The following is a 15682-nucleotide window of genomic DNA, read 5'->3' as shown; positions in this document are numbered from 1 at the left end:
GCCGGCATGCCTGCCGGTCGCGTCCGCGCGGGTTCAAGGCGGGGCGGCGCGCGGCAAAGCGCGCCGGCACAGGCACTGATTGTAGTGAGGATGCTCCCCGGTCCGGAAATGGATGCGCCGGCGTCCGGCTGCCGCCTTGCGGGTAATCCCGGATGCCGGTCCGCGGCCACGTTATGTAGGATCCGTTTTTATCTAAATGGGATCCCATTTTAGACATACGGAATTCTTACACGGAGAGCAACATGAGCGATATCGACCCCATTACTTCAGCCAGGATCCTCAACCCGGGCGGGCGCGGCGGCCCGCTGACCGAGGCCCACCAGCCCATGCGGGCCATGCACCGCGACGATATCGAATGGGAGAACCTGCGCTACGAGGGGCAGTTCTCGAAGATGATGTTCCACCCGGTGCAGGACGACCGCACCATTCCGAACGCCGGCATCGTCCGCTACGAGAAGGGCTCGGGCCATCCCCTGCACAACCATTACTTCGCCCAGATCTGGTACGTGCTGAGCGGCAAGTTCGAGATCGAAGGCAAGGTCTATGGCGAGGGATCGATGATGTTCCATCCCGACCCGCACTACGAGTACGCGCTGAACACCCTGGAGGACGGGGAGATCCTGTACGTCCAGTACATGGGGCCGACCACGCGCCAGCCCGCGATCTACGAAGGCCGCTTCAACATGGAGACGCGCCGTCCGCTGGAGGATGAATCGACGGCAGCCTGAGCGCGCGCGGCGGATCGCCGGGCGCATACGCGGCCGCCAGCCGGCGGCCGCTCACGGGGCGGCCGGCGCGGCGCCACGCAATGAATCGGGAGAACGGTAATGGAAAGGCTGATCCAGGTCCTGGACCTGTTCAGCGACAGGATGGGCCGGCTGGCCAGCATGGTGATGCTGCCCGTCCTGCTCGTCACTTTCGCGGTGGTCGTCCTGCGCTATGTATTCGGGATCGGCCTGATCTGGCTGCAGGACAGCTATGTGTGGCTGACCAGTGTTTTCTTCATCTGCATGGCCGGCAATACGTTCCTGCATGACCGCCACGTGCGCGTCGAGCTGTTCTATTCGCGCATGACCGCCAGGAAGCGGGCGCTGGTCAACGCGCTGGGCGTGCTGTTGCTGCTGTGGCCGACGCTGTTCGTGACCGTGCAGCAGAGCTGGCGGCCGATCGCCCGGTCGTGGCGCTTCCTGGAAGCCTCGCCCAACGCCGGCGGGCTGTCGTTCGCCTATGTGCACAAGAGCCTGGTGTACGTCTTCTGCCTGGTGCTGTTCCTGCAGGGGTTGTCGCTGCTGCTGAAGTCGGCGCGCACGCTGGCCGGCGCGCGCGGCGTTGCGCCGGAGGCCTCGCCATGAGCCTGAGCGACGTGCTTTGCCTGCTGATGTTCGCCACCGTGATGGGCACCATGATGTTCGGTTTCCCGGTGGCGTTCACGCTGTCGGGCGTGGGAGTGGCGTTCGCCCTGCTGGGTTCGGCGCTGGACGTGTTCGAGTGGCGCACCATGGGCGGGGTGATGGGGCGGCTGTACGGCATCATGAGCAACGAGATGCTGGTGGCCATCCCGCTGTTCGTCTTCATGGGCATCATGCTGGAGAAGTCCAAGGCGGCCGAGCGCCTGCTGGTGACCACGTCCAGCCTGTTCGGCTCGCTCAGCGGCGGCCTGGCTTTCACGGTGGTGATGGTCGGCACCCTGCTGTCGGCGGCCACCGGCATGGTCGCCGCGACGGTGGCCACGCTGGCCTTGATCAGCGTGCCGGCGATGCGGCGCGCCGGCTACCAGCCGTCGTACATGGCCGGTTCGATCTGCGCGTCGGGCACGCTGTCGCAGCTCATCCCGCCGTCCACCGTGCTGATCCTGATCGGCGACATGCTGCGCGGCGTCACGCCGCCGGACCGCCCCGGCGGGCCGGTGACCGTCAGCGACCTGTTCGCCGGCGCGGTGCTGCCCAGCGTGCTGCTGGTGGTGCTGTTCCTGGGCTATGTGCTGTACCGGGCGCTGTTGCGGCCGGATACCTGTCCGCCGCTGCCCCGCAGCGCCGGACAGCGCGTCGGCCTGCGGCAACTGCTGGTGGACGCGGTGGCCCCGCTGGCCCTCATCATCGCCGTGCTGGGCTCGATCCTGGCCGGCATCGCCACGCCGACCGAGTCGGCGGCGGTGGGGGCGATGGGCGCCGTGCTGATCGCGCTGCTGTACAAGGCGCTGTCCTGGCCGGTGCTCAAGCAGGTCTGCATGGCGACCGGGCACCTGGTGGCGATGGTGTTCACGATCATGATCGGCGCGGCGATCTTCTCGCTGGTGTTCAAGGGGCTGGGCGGCGAGCACCTGGCGCGCGAACTGCTGTCCAGCGTGCCGGGCGACCTCTATGGCGCCTTGCTGCTGGTGCTGCTGATCGCCTTCGTGCTGGGCTTCTTCCTGGATTCGTTCGAGATCATTTTCGTCGTCATTCCGATCTTCGGCCCGCCGCTGCTGTCGCTGGGCGTGGACCCGCTGCTGTTCGGCGTGCTGCTGGCCGTCACGCTGCAGACCAGCTATCTCACGCCGCCGTTCGGGTTCGCGATTTTCTACCTGCAGGGCGTCTACAAGGATATCGGCGCCGAGACCGCGTACCGCGGCGTGTTGCCCTACATCGCCCTGCAGGTGGGCGCGGTGGCGGCCTTGCTGAGCTTTCCCGCCCTGGCGACCTGGTTGCCCACCGTTCTTTACTGAGCGCGCGTGCGCGCCTTCCCATAACGCACAAGGAGACAACATGAACCCGAATTCGGACAACAAGCGCCGCACCCTGCTGCGGGCCGCGACCGTGGGCGGACTGGGCGCCGTGCTGGCCGGCGCCGCGCCGCCGGCGCTGGCCAAGCCGCGCGTGCGCTGGCGCATGGGCATGGCCTGGACCCGCTCGGCGCCTGGCTACACGACGCCGGTCGTCGCGCTGGCCGATTTCCTCGACAAGGCGACCGGCGGGGCGTTCCAGATCGAGGTGTTCGGCGCCGGCGACCTCGTGCCGGCCATGCAGACCTTCGACGCGGTGCTCGACGGCACCCTCGACTGCGGCCACGGCTATGCCAGCTACTGGTCGGGCAAGTCGATCGCCATGAACGTGGTGATGAGCATGCCGTTCGGCACCACGGCCCAGGAGAAGAATGCCTGGCTGCAGTACGGCGGCGGACAGGCGCTGGCGGACAAGGTGTACGAGCGGCTGGGCGCCAAGTTCTTCCCGCTGGGCAATTGCGGCGTGCAGCCCATGGGGTGGTTCCGCAAGGAGATCAACTCGATCGACGACTTCAAGGGGCTGAAGTTCCGCGTCAGCGGCCTGCCCGGCGAAGTGCTGCGCGAGTGCGGCGTGGCGGTGGTCGGCATGCCGCTGGGCGAAGTGCTGCAGGCCATGCAGTCGGGGGCGGTGGACGCCTGCGAGCTGACCGGGCCGTACATCGACACCACGCTGGGCATCCAGCGCATCGCCAAGAACTATTATTTTCCGGGCTGGCACGAGCCGGAAGGGCAGTTCGACCTGTTCATCAACCTGGACGCCTGGAACAAGCTGAGCCCCGAGTACAAGGAGCTGGTGCGGGTGGGCGCCTACTATGCCAACGGCGTGATGCTCAACGAACTGGTCGCCAAGAACGGCAAGGCCTTCGAGGACCTGCGCACCGAGCACGGGGTGACGGCGCGCCTGCTGCCCGACGACGTGCTCAAGCGCATGCACGAGATCACCAACGACCTGCTGGCCGGCGCCTACGAGCGCGACCCGCTGGCGCGCGAGCTGCGCGACAGCCTGCGCGCCTTCCTGGGCGCGGCCGCGCCCTATTCGGAGTACTCGGAACTGCTGTTCATGCAGGCCCGGGCGAACCTGTCGGGGCGGCCGCGCCTGGGAGGCTGAGCGGCCGGGCCTAGAATGGCGGGCTGACAGACAGGGATTCGAGGGCTTATGGCAGACCGCGTGACCAAGGCTTTCCAGCTTGCGACGCTGAAGATCCGGCTCAACAGCGCGGACCTCGAACGCCTCGACCTGCACCAGCGCATCCAGCGCGCCCTGCGCGCGCTGATCCTCGACGGCGCGCTCGGGCCGGGCGTGCGCCTGCCGGCGACCCGCGCGCTGGCGGGCTCGCTCGGCGTGGCGCGCGACACGGTCGAGAATGCCTATGTGCAACTGCACCGCGACGGCTTCATCGTGCGTCGCCAGGGCTCGGGCAGCTATGTCTCGGAGACGGTGGGCGCGCGCCTGCTGGGCGCGGCGCGCCGGCGTAGCATGGCGGCGGGCGAGCCGCGCGCCGAGCCGGCTCCCGAGGCGGGCCTGAGCCGGCGCGGCCGGCAGATCCACGACAGCGGCGGGGTGCCCGACCAGCGGCAGGTCCGGGCGTTCGCCACCGGCCTGCCCGAAACCCGCACCTTTCCCGTCGACGTCTGGGAGCGGCTGCAGCGCCAGGCCCTGAAAGACCATCGCGCCGGCGTGCTCCTGCATGGCGATCCGCAAGGCGCGCAGCCGTTGCGCCGCGCGATTGCCGCCTACCTGAACCTGGAGCGCGGCGCCCAGGTGGACGCCGAGCAGATACTGGTGCTCAGCAGCACGCGGCAGGCGCTGTTCCTGTGCGCCCAGTTGCTGGTGGACGCCGGCAAGCCGATCCTGATGGAGAACCCCGGCTACTTCGGCGCGCGCAAGGCGTTCGAGGCGGCCGAGGCCCGGATCGTGCCCATCGACGTCGACGCGCACGGCCTGCGCACCGACTTGCTCAAGGCCGACCGCAGCGGCGCGAACTGCGTCTACGTGACGCCCTCGCACCAATATCCCACCGGCGCGACCCTGTCGCTGGAGCGGCGGCTCGACCTGACGGCGTGGGCGGGCGCGCAAGGGCGGTGGATCATCGAGGACGACTACGACAGCGAGTTCCACTACGACGGCCTGCCGACGGCCTGCGTGCAGGGCCTGGACCGCCACCAGCGCACGATCTACCTGGGCACGTTCGCCAAGACGCTGTACCCGGGCCTGCGCCTGGGCTACATGGCGCTGCCGCGCCAGCTGGTGCCGGCCTTCACGCGGGCGCGCGCCATCATGGACGGGCATACGCCGCAGATCACGCAGCTGACCCTGGCCCGCTTCATGGACGACGGGCACTACAACTCGCATGTGCGCGCCATGCGCAAGCTGTATGCGGGGCGTCGCGACGCGCTGCTGGACTCGCTTGGCCAGTCGCTGCGGGGCATCGCCACCGCGGTGCGCCCGCCCGGCGGCCTGCAGGTGCCGTGCCTGCTCGAGCGCGGCTGGTCGGAGGCCAGGACCATCGACCAGGCGGCCGCCGCCGGCATGCGCCTGGCCGGCCTGAGCGGGCTGTACGCGGGCGAGGACGGCCGGCAGGGATGGATTCTCGGCTACGCCTGCCTGGCCGCGCACGAGATCGAGGCGGCCGTGCTGCGGCTGCGGCGCGCCCTGAAGGCCTGAACGCGCCGCTGCCGTCAGTACGGCAGCGGAAAGCGCCGGCTCAGCTCGGCCGCCCGCGCGGGCACGGCGTCGCGGCCGCCGGCCTGGCCGCCATCGCGCAGGCCGCCCAGCACGGCCAGGACCAGGTCGCCGATCTGCCGGAACTCGGCCGGCCCCATGCCGCGGCTGGTGCAGGCCGCGCTGCCTACCCGGATGCCGGAGGTGACGGCGGGGCTGGCGGCGTCGCCCGGGACGGCGTTCTTGTTCACGGTGATGCCGGCTTCTTCCAGCGCCCGTTCGGCGGCGTTGCCGGCCAGCCTCCACGGCCGCAGGTCGACCACGCCGAGGTGGCAGTCGGTGCCTCCCGAGACGATGGACAGGCCGCCTTCGGCCAGGCGCGCGCACAGCGCACGGGCGTTGTCGATCACGGCGCGCGCGTAGGCGCGGAAGCCGGGCTGCAGCGCCTCGCCCAGGGCCACGGCCTTGGCGGCGATGACATGCATCAGCGGGCCGCCCTGCAGGCCGGGGAACACCGCGGCGTCGATGCGCCGGGCGATGTCGGCGTCGTCGGTGAGAATCATGCCGCCGCGCGGTCCGCGCAGGGTCTTGTGGGTGGTGGTCGTGGTCACGTGGGCGAACGGCACCGGCGAGGGGAACGCGCCGCCGGCCACCAGGCCGGCATAGTGGGCCATGTCGGCCACGAACAGGGCGCCGGTCGCGTCGGCGATGGCGCGAAAGCGCGCGAAATCCGGCACGCGCGCATAGGCCGAGCCGCCCGCGATGATGAGCCGCGGCCGCTCGCGCCGGGCCGTGCGCTCGACCTCGTCCATGTCGATGCGGTGCGACACGGGGTCGACGCCGTAGCTCAGCGCCTCGAACCACTTGCCCGACAGGTTGACGCGCGCGCCATGGGTGAGGTGCCCGCCCGCCTTGAGGTCCAGGCCGAGGATGCGGTCGCCGGGCGCGAGCAGGGCGAGGTATACGGCCTGGTTGGCCTGGCTGCCGGAGTGCGGCTGCACGTTCGCGTATTCGCAGCCGAACAGGCGCCGGGCGCGCTCGATGGCGGCCCGCTCGGCAACGTCGACGTGGCGGCAGCCGCCATAGTAGCGGCGGCCCGGATAGCCCTCGGCGTACTTGTTCGTCATGACCGAGCCCTGCGCGTCGAGCACGGCCTGGCTGACGAAGTTCTCGGAGGCGATCAGTTCGATCGAGTGCATTTGCCGCTGGCGCTCGGCGTCGACGGCGCGCCAGATTTCGGGGTCGGCATGCCGCAGGGGCAGCGCGCGCGCGCCGGCGGGCGCGGCGGCGGCGGGAAGCAGGTCGTTCATCGGGTGTCCTGGGACGTAGGAGAAAGCAGGGCAGGCCGGGCCGCGGCGGGCTCGGGCTGGCGGAAATGGATCAGTCCATGCGCGGCCAGCCCGGCCACCAGCCCCCAGAAGGCGCCGCCCACGCCCAGCAGCGTGACATTGGCCGCCGTGGCCAGGAAGGTGATGAGCGCGGTCTCGCGGGTGCGCGCGTCGGCCATGGCGCTGGCCAGGCTGCCGCCTATGGTGCCCAGCAGGGCCAGCCCCGCCAGGGTGGTGATGAAGGTCTTGGGCAGCACCATGAACAGCGTGGCCAGCGTGACGCCGAACAGGCCCACCAGGATGTAGAACACGCCGCAGGCCAGGCCGGCGATATAGCGCTTGCGCGGATCCTCGTGCGCGTCGCGGCCGGTGCAGATGGCCGCGGTGATCGCGGCGACGTTGAAGGTATGGGCGCCGAACGGCGCCATGACCAGCGAGCCCAGCCCGGTCGCCACCAGGATGGGGTTGGCGCTGGTCTTGAAGCCGTCGTTGCGCAGCACCAGCATGCCGGGCATGTACTGGCCGGTCAGGGTGATGACGAAAAGCGGCAGGGCCACGCCCAGCATCGCGTGCAGCGAGAAGCGCGGCATCTCGAACACCGGCGCGGCCAGGCTGAGGTGCAGCGCGGCGAAGTCCACCCGCTGCTGGGCCGCCAGCAGGCCCAGGCCGATGACCAGGATGCCCACCACGGCAAAGCGCGAGGTGTAGCGCTTGAGCAGCGCGTACGAGACCAGCAGCGCGATGACCAGCAGCGGGTCGGCCGAGGCGCCGCCGAAGGCATTGATGCCGAACTGCAGCAGGATGCCGGCCAGCAGGCCGGCCGCGATGCCGGCGGGGATCATGCGCACCAGCTTCTCGAATGCGCCGGACAGGCCCAGCACGACAAAGCCCAGCGCCGCCGCCAGGTAGGCGCCGATGACCTCGCCGTACGGCGTGAAAGGCATGACGGTGGCCAGGAAGGCCACCCCCGGGGTGGACCAGGCCGTGATGATGGGCTCGCGGTAGCGCCAGCTGAGCGCGATGCCGGTCACGCCCACGCCGATGGACACCGCCCAGACCCACGAGGTGGTCTGGGCCGCCGACAGCCCGGCCAGTTCGGCGGCCTGGAAGACCAGGACGAAGGTGCCGCCGTAGTTCACCAGCACCGAAATCAGCGCGGCGACGATGGGGGCAAGGAAATCGGCGGGCCGAAGGACTGCCGTGGGCGTGTGCATCGATGACTCCTGCTATCAGCCATGCCGGGCCGGACGGCCGCGGCAGGTGTCCGATTCTAGGAGCGATATGGCAGGTTGATTCATGCCACATTGTTGGATCGTGGCAGACCACTTTGCGGCCCGCCGGGGCGCGGCGCGGGGCCGGGGTGGTGGCGCGGGCGCGCCTGCGCTAGTATGGCCTGACGCCGCGCCGTGCGATGCGCCGCGCGGATCCGCCTTCCCCACGCAAGGAGTCCGCATGGCCACACTGACGATCAATGGCAAATCCCAGGATGTCGACGCACCCGACGACATGCCGCTGTTGTGGGTCATCCGCGACCGGCTCGGCATGACCGGCACCAAGTTCGGCTGCGGCATGGCGCTGTGCGGCGCCTGTACGGTGCACCTGGACGGCCAGCCGGTGCGCTCCTGTATCACGCCGGTCGCCGCGGCGGCCGGCAAGCGCATCGTCACCATCGAGGCGGTGGGCGAGGACGAGGTCGGCCGCGCCGTGCAGCAGGCCTGGACCGAGATCGGCGTGCCGCAATGCGGCTATTGCCAGTCGGGCCAGATCATGTCGGCCACCGCGCTCATCAAGAGCAATCCCAAACCCAGCGACGAGGATATCGATGCGGCGATGAGCGGCAATATCTGCCGCTGCGGCACCTATCCGCGCATCCGCGCCGCCATCAAGCAGGTGGCCGTCAAGGGGGTGGCCAAATGAACGCGTTCGATCGTTTTGCGCCGTCGCATGCCGCCCTGGCGGACGAACCTTGCGGCCTGGCGCCCGCTTCGCCGGCGCGGCGCGAGTGGCTCAGGACTGCCGCCGCCCTGACCGGCCTGGTGCTGGTGGTGGGGGCCGGCGGGGTGGTGCGCGCCGCCGGCGAGGCGGCCAAGGAAGCAAAGAAGTATGGCGGCGACGGCATGCCGCACGGCACGGTGGACGATCCCCTGGTGTTCGTGTCCATTGCCGCCGACGGCCTGGTGACCATCGTGGCGCACCGCGCCGAGATGGGAACCGGCGTGCGCACCAGCCTGCCCATGGTGGTGGCCGACGAGCTGGAGGCCGACTGGAACCGCGTGCGCGTGATCCAGGCGCCCGGCGACGAGCCTCGCTACGGCAACCAGGATACCGACGGCTCGCGCAGCACCCGGCACTTCTTCCTGCCCATGCGGCGGGTCGGCGCGGCGGCGCGCGCCATGCTGGAGGCCGCCGCCGCGCGCCAGTGGGGCGTGCCGGTGGCCGAGGTGGCCGCGCGCCAGCACGAGGTCGTGCACGAGAAGTCCGGCCGCAAGCTGGGCTACGGCGAGCTGGCGACGGCCGCCGCGGCGCTGCCGGTGCCGGCCGAGGCCGCCCTGCGCCTGAAGCAGCCGGCGCAGTTCCGCTACATCGGCAAGCCGGGCGCGCGCAGCGTGGACATCGAGGACATCGTCACCGGCAAGACCCACTTCGGCATCGACACGCGCCTGGACGGCATGCTGTACGCGTCGGTGGCGCGTCCGGCGGTGCTGGGCGGCAAGGTCAAGGCCTACAAGGCCGAGGCGGCGCTCAAGGTGCCCGGCGTGGTCAAGGTGGTGGAGCTGCCCGCCGGGCCCACGCCGCCGGTGTTCGCGCCGCTGGGCGGGGTGGCGGTGATCGCCTCGGATACCTGGGCCGCGCTCAAGGGCCGCCAGGCGCTGGAGATCGAATGGGACGACGGCCCGCACGCGTCCTATGACTCCGAGGCGTTTCGCAAGACCCTGAGCGAGGGCGCCGGCAAGCCGGCCAAGCCGGTGCGCAATGACGGCGACGCGATGCAGGCGCTGGCGGGCGCGGCCCGCCGCATCGAGGCCGAGTATTACCTGCCGCACCTGGCGCACGCCACCATGGAGCCGCCGGCGGCGACCGCGCGCCTGGCCGACGGCAAGTGCGAAGTCTGGGCCTGCGTGCAATCGCCCTACGGCACGCGCGAGAACGTGGCGCGCCACCTGGGCCTGGACATCGGCGCGGTCACGGTGCACCAGACGCTGCTGGGCGGCGGCTTCGGGCGCAAGTCCAAGTCGGACTTCGTGGTCGAGGCGGCCCTGCTGTCCAAGGCCATGGACGGCAAGCCGGTCAAGGTGACCTGGTCGCGCGAGGACGACCTGGCCAATGACTACTTCCATACCGTGTCGGTCGAGCGGCTGGAGGCCGGCGTGGACGCGCAGGGCAAGGCGGTGGCCTGGCTGCACCGCACGGCGGCGCCGACCATCGGCTCGACCTTCGCGGCCGGCGCCGAGGGCCAGCAGCCGTTCGAGCTGGGCATGTCGGCGATCAACATCCCGTTCGACATTCCCAATTTCCGCGTCGAGTCGGTGCCGGTGCCGGCGCATACGCGCATCGGCTGGTTCCGCTCGGTGTCGAACATCCCGCACGCCTTCGCGGTGCAGAGCTTCGTGGCGGAAATGGCGCATGCGCTGGGCCGCGATCCGCGCGACTACCTGCTGGAGCTGATAGGGCCGCCGCGGCGCATCGCGCCGGCGGCGATGTCCGATGGCTGGAACTACGGCGAATCGCCCGAGCTGTACCCGCTCGACACGGGCCGCATGCGCCATGTCATCGAGGTGGCCACCGGCGCAGCGGGCTGGGGGCGCAAGCTGGCGGCGGGCAGGGGGCTGGGCGTGGCGGTGAGCTACAGCTTCGTGACCTACATCGCCACCGTGGTCGAGGTGGAAGTGGGCCAGGACGGCGCGATCGCGGTGCCGCGCGTGCACGTGGCGGTCGATTGCGGGCCGCAGGTGCATCCGGACCGCGTGCGCGCCCAGGTGGAAGGCGCCTGCATCATGGGCCTGAGCCTGGCCACGCGCAGCGAGATCTCGTTTGCCCAGGGGCGCGCCACCCAGACCAACTTCCACCAGTACGAGGTGGCGCGCATGCCCGAGGCGCCGCGCGAGATCGTGGTGCACCTGGTCGAGCATGGTTTCGACGTGCCGCTGGGCGGCGTGGGCGAACCCGCGGTGCCGCCTTTCGCGCCGGCGCTGTGCAACGCGATCTTCGCCGCCACCGGCAAGCGCATCCGCGCGCTGCCGATACGCGACCAGCTCAAGGCCTGAGCGGGAAGGCGGCGCCGGCCGGCGCCGCCTTCCTGGCGTGGCGCGGGCGTTTTGGCTACGATGCTGCGATGCCCAGCCCGTCCCGTTCTCCCGCCACGGCCTACAAGAAGGCGCCTTCGCTCAAGGGCCTGCCGTCGATCCGGCAATTGCGCGCCTTTGTCGCCGTCTACTACACCGGCACCCTGTCGGCCGCCGCCGAAGCCTTGTCGCTGACCCAGCCCGCGGTGACCATCCTGCTCAAGGAGCTGGAGGAAAAACTGGGCGTGCGCCTGTTCGACCGCACCACGCGCGCGCTGCGGCGCACCACCGCCGCGCTCGAAGCCATCGCCTACGCCGAGCGCGTGCTGGGCGAGCTGGACGCGCTGAGCGCCAGCATGACGGACCTGGCCGACGTGCGGCGCGGCCGCCTGCGGGTGGCGGCCACTTCCACGGTGGCGCAGACGCTGCTGCCCAAGGTGGTGCGCCGCTTCCTGGACCTGCACCCCGGGGTGAAGCTGAGCGTGGACGATTGCGCGCCCGCCATGTTCGCCGAGCATGTCCTGAGCGAGCAGGTGGACCTGGGCGTGGGCACGCTGGAGAGCGCCGTGCCGGGGCTGGAGCAGCATCAGTTCCTGGGCGATCACCTGTGCGCGGTGGCCACCGACGCGGCGTTCGGGCACGGCCGGCCGATGACCTGGAAGCAGCTGTCGGGCCTGCCGGTCATCGTGGTGCAGGCCGGCTACGGCGTGCGCCGCAGCATCGAGCGCGCCGCCCAGCAGGCCGGCGTGGAGCTGCAGGTGGCCTTCGAGGTATCGCTGCTGACCACGGCGCTGGCCATGGCGGCCAGCGGCCTGGGCGTGGCGGTGGTGCCGCAGTCCATCCTGGCCCATACCCACTACACCAACCTGGTGGCGCGCCGCCTGGTGCGCCCGGTGGTGCTGCGCAGCACCTCGGTGGTGTTCAAGGAAGCGCGCGCCCTGTCGCCCTCGGCGCAGGCGTTCGCCGAATTGCTCAGGCGCGAGTTTTCCTCGCCGGCCTAGGCGCCCAGCGCCGCGCTCAGGCGCGCGGCCGCTTCGCGCAGCACCGGGATGTGGGCATCCTTGTAGCGATGCACCGGCATGGTCAGCGTCAATGCGCCGGCCAGCATGCCTTGCGCGTCGAAAACCGGCGCGGAAATCCCCGCCAGTTCGGGCGAGCGGTCGCTCACCGGCGAGGCCATGTAGCCGCGCAGGCGCAGCGCCTCGTAGAACTCGCCCGGCGTATCGCTGAAAGCCATCAGGACATGGCCGCCGGTGCCGCGATCGAGCGGCAGCAGGTCGCCCGCGTGGCTCTGGTCCGATAGGGGCTGCGGCGAGCTGACGCGGTACAGCACCAGCCGGTGGGCGCCCTGGCGCACATGGAACGAGGCGCTTTCCCGGGTTTGCCCGACCAGCTCCTGCAGGGCCGGCAGCACCACATCCTGCAGGTTGAACGAGGCGGCGTAGACGCGGTTCAGGCGCGCGGCCGCCGGCCCCAATGCGTAGCGACCGTCGGGGCGCCGCAACACGAATCCGAAATGCATCAGCGAAGCCAGCAGCCGCAGCACGGTGCTGGGCACCAGGCTGGCGCGCTCGCTCAGCTCGCTGAGCGACAGCGTCTGGTCGGTGACGCGAAACGCGGTCAGCAGCGTCAGCGCGCGGTCGACCGCGGTGACGCCGCCTTCGGCGCTTTGCGCGTGGTCTGCCGGACGGACGGGATATCGGGGCATGGGCGGGCGACGCCGGTCTTGACACGGCAAGAACACGGCATTTATTCTATTAAGCAGAAGTTAATTTTATCAGATAGAAATAACGAGCACAAGTGGAAAAAATCCTGATCAGCGAAGTCGGCCCCCGCGACGGTTTGCAGAACGTCCAGGCGGTCATGCCCACCGAGGCCAAGTTGCAATGGATCGGCGCGCTCGCGGCGGCCGGCCTGCGCGAGGTGGAAGTCGGTTCGTTCGTGCACCCCAAGTGGCTGCCGCAGATGGCGGACGCCGATGCGGTGGTGCCCCGGGCGCGCGCCATCGCGGGGCTGACCGTGCTGGCGCTGGTGCCCAACCTCAAGGGCGCGCAGCGGGCGCTGGCGGCCGGCGCCCACAAGATCACCGTGCCGGTCTCGGCGTCGCAGACGCACAACATGGCCAATGTGCGCATGACCTGCGAGCAGTCGATCGAGGCCATCGCCGCCATCTGCGCGTACCGCGACGAGATGGCCGGCGCGGGCCCGCGCGTCGAGGTCGAGGCGGGCATTGCCTCGGCCTTCGGCTGCTCGCGCGAAGGCGCGGTGCCGGAGCGCTGGGTCATGGAGATGGCCGAGCGGCTGGCGCGGGCCGGCGTGGACTCCATCGGCCTGTCCGACTCCGTCGGCGTCGCCCATCCGCGCCAGGTCAAGCGCATGTTCGGCCAACTGCTGCGCCTGCTCGGCGAGCGCGCGGGCGGCGCGCATCTGCACAACACGCGCGGGCAGGGGCTGGCCAACGCGGTGGCGGCGCTGGAAGCCGGCGTGACCACGCTGGACGCGTCGCAAGGCGGCCTGGGCGGCTGCCCGTATGCGCCGGGGGCAACCGGCAACATCGTGACCGAAGACCTGGTCTACCTGCTCGAGTCCATGGGCGTGGACACCGGCATCGACCTGGAGCGGCTGTTGCAGGCGCGCGCCATCCTGGCCGCCGCGCTGCCTGGCGAACCCCTGTACGGCCATCTGGCCGACGCCGGCGTGCACCGGGGATTCCGCTATGCCGATCCGGCCCGCGCCGCGCTGGCCGCGCCCGAGGGGGCGTTCTGCCCGGGCGGCGCGCAACCCACGGAGGCGGCATGAACACGGCCGATGCCATGCTGCCCCTGCAAGGCCTGCGCGTCATCGAAATGACACACATGGTGATGGGACCCACCTGCGGGCTGGTGCTGGCGGACCTGGGCGCCGAGGTCATCAAGGTCGAGCCGCCCGGCGCGGCCGAGCGGCCGGGCGAGCACACCCGCTACCTGAAGGGCGCGGGCGCCGGATTCTTCGCCGCCTGCAACCGCAACAAGCAAAGCGTCATCCTGGACCTGGACACGGCCAGCGGCCGCGAAACGCTGTACGAGCTGGCGGCCGGCGCCGACGTCTTTCTGGAGAATTTCCGGCCCGGCGCGCTGGCGGAGCGCGGGCTGGGCTACGAGGCCTTGTCGGCGCGCAATCCCGGCCTGGTCTATTGCTCGCTCAAGGGCTTCCTGGACGGACCCTATGCCGAGCGCACGGCGCTGGACGAGGTCGCGCAGATGATGAGCGGGCTGGCCTACATGACCGGCCCGGTCGGCCAGCCCCTGCGCGCCGGCGCGCCGGTCAACGACATGATGGGCGGCATGTTCGGCGCCATCGCCGTCATGGCGGCGCTGCGCCAGCGCGAGCGCTCGGGCCGCGGCCAGCACGTGGTCAGCGGCCTGTTCGAGAACGCGGCCTGGCTGGTATCGACCCACATGCTGCAGCAGGCCATCACCGGCGTGGAGCCGCCGCCCATGTCGGCCGGCAGGCGCGCCTGGGGCGTCTACGACGTGTTCCAGTCCTCGGACGGCAAGCAGATATTCATCGGCGTGGTGACCGAGCGGCAGTGGCAGCGGTTTACCGAAGCGCTGGGCGAGCCCGAACTGCGCGATCCCGCCTACGGCGACAACAACGCGCGCGCCCAGGCGCGCCCGACGCTGATTCCCCTGGTGGGCCGGCTGCTGGCGCGGCGCACGCTCGACGAGCTGCAGGATCTCTGCACGCGGGCCGGGCTGCCGTTCGCGCCCATCGCGCGGCCCTGGGACCTGTTCGATGACCCGCACCTGAACGCCGCCCAGGGCTTGCTGCCCATCACCCTGACCGATGGACGCCCGGCGAAGGTGCCCGGCCTGCCCATCCAGTTCGATGGCCGGCGGCTGGGCGTGCGGCGCGACGTGCCGCGCCCGGGCGAACACAACGAAGCAGTCCTGAGCACCCTGACCGGCACGGCCGGACGCAACCAAGAGGAAAAGCAATGAAGCTGATCAACGGCGTCGAAGTCCGCGACACGCTGGAAGAACTGATTGCCCCCGCCCATACCGCCCTGGTGGTGGTGGATGTGCAGAACGATTTCTGCCACCCCGACGGCCACTTCGCGCGCCATGGCAAGAACATCGACACGATCGCCGGCATGCTGCCGGCGCTGGTGCCGTTCGTCAACGCCGCGCAGGACATGGGCATCTTCACCGTGTTCGTGCAGCAGCTCACGCTGCCGCACGGGCGCAGCGATTCGCCCGCCTGGCTGCGCCTGAAGTGCCGCGACGGCAAATCCCCGGAATACACCATGGTGGGTAGCTGGGGCGCGCAACTGGTCGACGGCCTGCAGCCGCGCGCCGGCGACGTCATGGTGCAGAAGTTCCGCCCCGACGCCTTCGTGCGCACGCCGCTGGACGGCATCCTGCGCGCGCAGGGCATCGAGTCGCTGGTCATCGTGGGCACGACCACCGAAGGGTGCGTCGAGTCCACCGTGCGCGGCGCGTCCTACCACGATTACTACGTGATCCCGGTCACCGACCTGATCACCGGCCCCATTGCGCAGCTGCACGCCAATTCGCTGGCGTTCATGCGCGCCCGCTATCCGGCGGCCGAATCGGCCCAGGTGCTGCAAACCTGGCGCGCGGCCCGCGGCGCCGCGGCCGCCTGACGG

14 protein-coding genes are annotated in these 15682 nt (G+C 70.5%); 11 read left to right on the top strand and 3 right to left on the bottom strand.

The genetic code is table 11. The features are described from left to right. Positions 1-242: 242 nt before the first annotated feature. The 5 genes from EL288_RS20680 (at position 243) to pdxR (ending at position 5426) form a co-directional block, all read left to right on the top strand. Positions 243-728 (top strand): cupin domain-containing protein, encoded by a 486-nt coding sequence (locus EL288_RS20680; protein ID WP_003808108.1) that lies wholly within the window; start codon positions 243-245, stop codon positions 726-728. A 99-nt stretch (positions 729-827) separates the two neighbouring features. Beyond that, the gene (locus EL288_RS20675) at positions 828-1352 is read left to right on the top strand and encodes a TRAP transporter small permease subunit (protein ID WP_003808109.1); all 525 of its coding nucleotides are present in this window, start codon (positions 828-830) and stop codon (positions 1350-1352) included. Next, positions 1349-2704: a TRAP transporter large permease gene (locus tag EL288_RS20670; protein WP_010925918.1), complete on the top strand. Its 1356-nt coding sequence runs from the start codon at positions 1349-1351 to the stop codon at positions 2702-2704. The genes EL288_RS20675 and EL288_RS20670 overlap by 4 nt, the downstream gene beginning before the upstream one ends. Positions 2705-2744: 40 nt before the next feature. Beyond that, on the top strand, positions 2745-3869 hold the full coding sequence (locus tag EL288_RS20665; protein ID WP_033458311.1) for a TRAP transporter substrate-binding protein: 1125 nt from the start codon (positions 2745-2747) through the stop codon (positions 3867-3869). Between the two features lie 60 nt (positions 3870-3929). After that, positions 3930-5426: a MocR-like pyridoxine biosynthesis transcription factor PdxR gene (pdxR, locus tag EL288_RS20660; RefSeq protein WP_033458324.1), complete on the top strand. Its 1497-nt coding sequence runs from the start codon at positions 3930-3932 to the stop codon at positions 5424-5426. A 14-nt stretch (positions 5427-5440) separates the two neighbouring features. Here pdxR and EL288_RS20655 read toward each other — a convergent pair whose 3' ends face one another. Next, complete coding sequence (locus EL288_RS20655) at positions 5441-6733, bottom strand: serine hydroxymethyltransferase (RefSeq protein ID WP_003808113.1); 1293 nt, start codon at positions 6731-6733, stop codon at positions 5441-5443. Beyond that, positions 6730-7965 carry a benzoate/H(+) symporter BenE family transporter gene (locus EL288_RS20650; RefSeq protein WP_003808115.1) on the bottom strand — a complete coding sequence of 412 codons (1236 nt, stop codon included), beginning with the start codon at positions 7963-7965 and terminating at the stop codon, positions 6730-6732. Before EL288_RS20650 ends, EL288_RS20655 begins: the two co-directional genes overlap by 4 nt. A gap of 238 nt (positions 7966-8203) precedes the next feature. On the opposite strand from EL288_RS20650, the gene EL288_RS20645 reads away from it, so the two are divergent. The 3 genes from EL288_RS20645 (at position 8204) to EL288_RS20635 (ending at position 12035) form a co-directional block, all read left to right on the top strand. Then, complete coding sequence (locus tag EL288_RS20645) at positions 8204-8668, top strand: (2Fe-2S)-binding protein (RefSeq protein WP_003808116.1); 465 nt, start codon at positions 8204-8206, stop codon at positions 8666-8668. Then, on the top strand, positions 8665-11016 hold the full coding sequence (locus EL288_RS20640; RefSeq protein WP_033446579.1) for a xanthine dehydrogenase family protein molybdopterin-binding subunit: 2352 nt from the start codon (positions 8665-8667) through the stop codon (positions 11014-11016). Before EL288_RS20645 ends, EL288_RS20640 begins: the two co-directional genes overlap by 4 nt. A gap of 68 nt (positions 11017-11084) precedes the next feature. Then, positions 11085-12035 (top strand): LysR family transcriptional regulator, encoded by a 951-nt coding sequence (locus EL288_RS20635; RefSeq protein WP_010925920.1) that lies wholly within the window; start codon positions 11085-11087, stop codon positions 12033-12035. On the opposite strand, the gene EL288_RS20630 is transcribed toward EL288_RS20635, so the two are convergent. After that, a complete protein-coding gene (locus EL288_RS20630) occupies positions 12032-12742 on the bottom strand; it encodes an IclR family transcriptional regulator (protein WP_003808119.1) in 711 nt (236 codons plus the stop codon). The genes EL288_RS20635 and EL288_RS20630 overlap by 4 nt on opposite strands. A gap of 92 nt (positions 12743-12834) precedes the next feature. Between EL288_RS20630 and EL288_RS20625 the strand changes: the two genes are divergently transcribed. The 3 genes from EL288_RS20625 to EL288_RS20615 are packed head-to-tail and all read left to right on the top strand — an operon-like array spanning position 12835 to position 15679. After that, a complete protein-coding gene (locus tag EL288_RS20625; protein WP_003808120.1) occupies positions 12835-13833 on the top strand; it encodes a hydroxymethylglutaryl-CoA lyase in 999 nt (332 codons plus the stop codon). After that, entirely contained in the window at positions 13830-15014 is a 1185-nt protein-coding gene (locus tag EL288_RS20620) for a CaiB/BaiF CoA transferase family protein (RefSeq protein WP_003808121.1), read from the top strand. The genes EL288_RS20625 and EL288_RS20620 overlap by 4 nt, the downstream gene beginning before the upstream one ends. Further along, on the top strand, positions 15011-15679 hold the full coding sequence (locus EL288_RS20615; protein WP_003808122.1) for a cysteine hydrolase family protein: 669 nt from the start codon (positions 15011-15013) through the stop codon (positions 15677-15679). The genes EL288_RS20620 and EL288_RS20615 overlap by 4 nt, the downstream gene beginning before the upstream one ends. The last annotated feature ends 3 nt before the right edge of the window (positions 15680-15682 follow it).

Origin of the sequence: Bordetella bronchiseptica (assembly GCF_900636925.1) — a bacterium.
GTDB lineage: Bacteria > Pseudomonadota > Gammaproteobacteria > Burkholderiales > Burkholderiaceae_B > Bordetella > Bordetella pertussis.
The sequence above is the reverse complement of the archived record's forward strand: the minus strand, read 5'-3'. Positions and strand labels throughout refer to the sequence as shown.

Coding starts and splice junctions, on each gene's coding strand:
- EL288_RS20680 (WP_003808108.1), top strand. CDS start 243: ATGAGCGATATCGACCCCATTACTTCAGCCAGGATCCTCAACCCGGGC.
- EL288_RS20675 (WP_003808109.1), top strand. CDS start 828: ATGGAAAGGCTGATCCAGGTCCTGGACCTGTTCAGCGACAGGATGGGC.
- EL288_RS20670 (WP_010925918.1), top strand. CDS start 1,349: ATGAGCCTGAGCGACGTGCTTTGCCTGCTGATGTTCGCCACCGTGATG.
- EL288_RS20665 (WP_033458311.1), top strand. CDS start 2,745: ATGAACCCGAATTCGGACAACAAGCGCCGCACCCTGCTGCGGGCCGCG.
- EL288_RS20655 (WP_003808113.1), bottom strand. CDS start 6,733: ATGAACGACCTGCTTCCCGCCGCCGCCGCGCCCGCCGGCGCGCGCGCG.
- EL288_RS20650 (WP_003808115.1), bottom strand. CDS start 7,965: ATGCACACGCCCACGGCAGTCCTTCGGCCCGCCGATTTCCTTGCCCCC.
- EL288_RS20645 (WP_003808116.1), top strand. CDS start 8,204: ATGGCCACACTGACGATCAATGGCAAATCCCAGGATGTCGACGCACCC.
- EL288_RS20640 (WP_033446579.1), top strand. CDS start 8,665: ATGAACGCGTTCGATCGTTTTGCGCCGTCGCATGCCGCCCTGGCGGAC.
- EL288_RS20635 (WP_010925920.1), top strand. CDS start 11,085: ATGCCCAGCCCGTCCCGTTCTCCCGCCACGGCCTACAAGAAGGCGCCT.
- EL288_RS20630 (WP_003808119.1), bottom strand. CDS start 12,742: ATGCCCCGATATCCCGTCCGTCCGGCAGACCACGCGCAAAGCGCCGAA.
- EL288_RS20620 (WP_003808121.1), top strand. CDS start 13,830: ATGAACACGGCCGATGCCATGCTGCCCCTGCAAGGCCTGCGCGTCATC.
- EL288_RS20615 (WP_003808122.1), top strand. CDS start 15,011: ATGAAGCTGATCAACGGCGTCGAAGTCCGCGACACGCTGGAAGAACTG.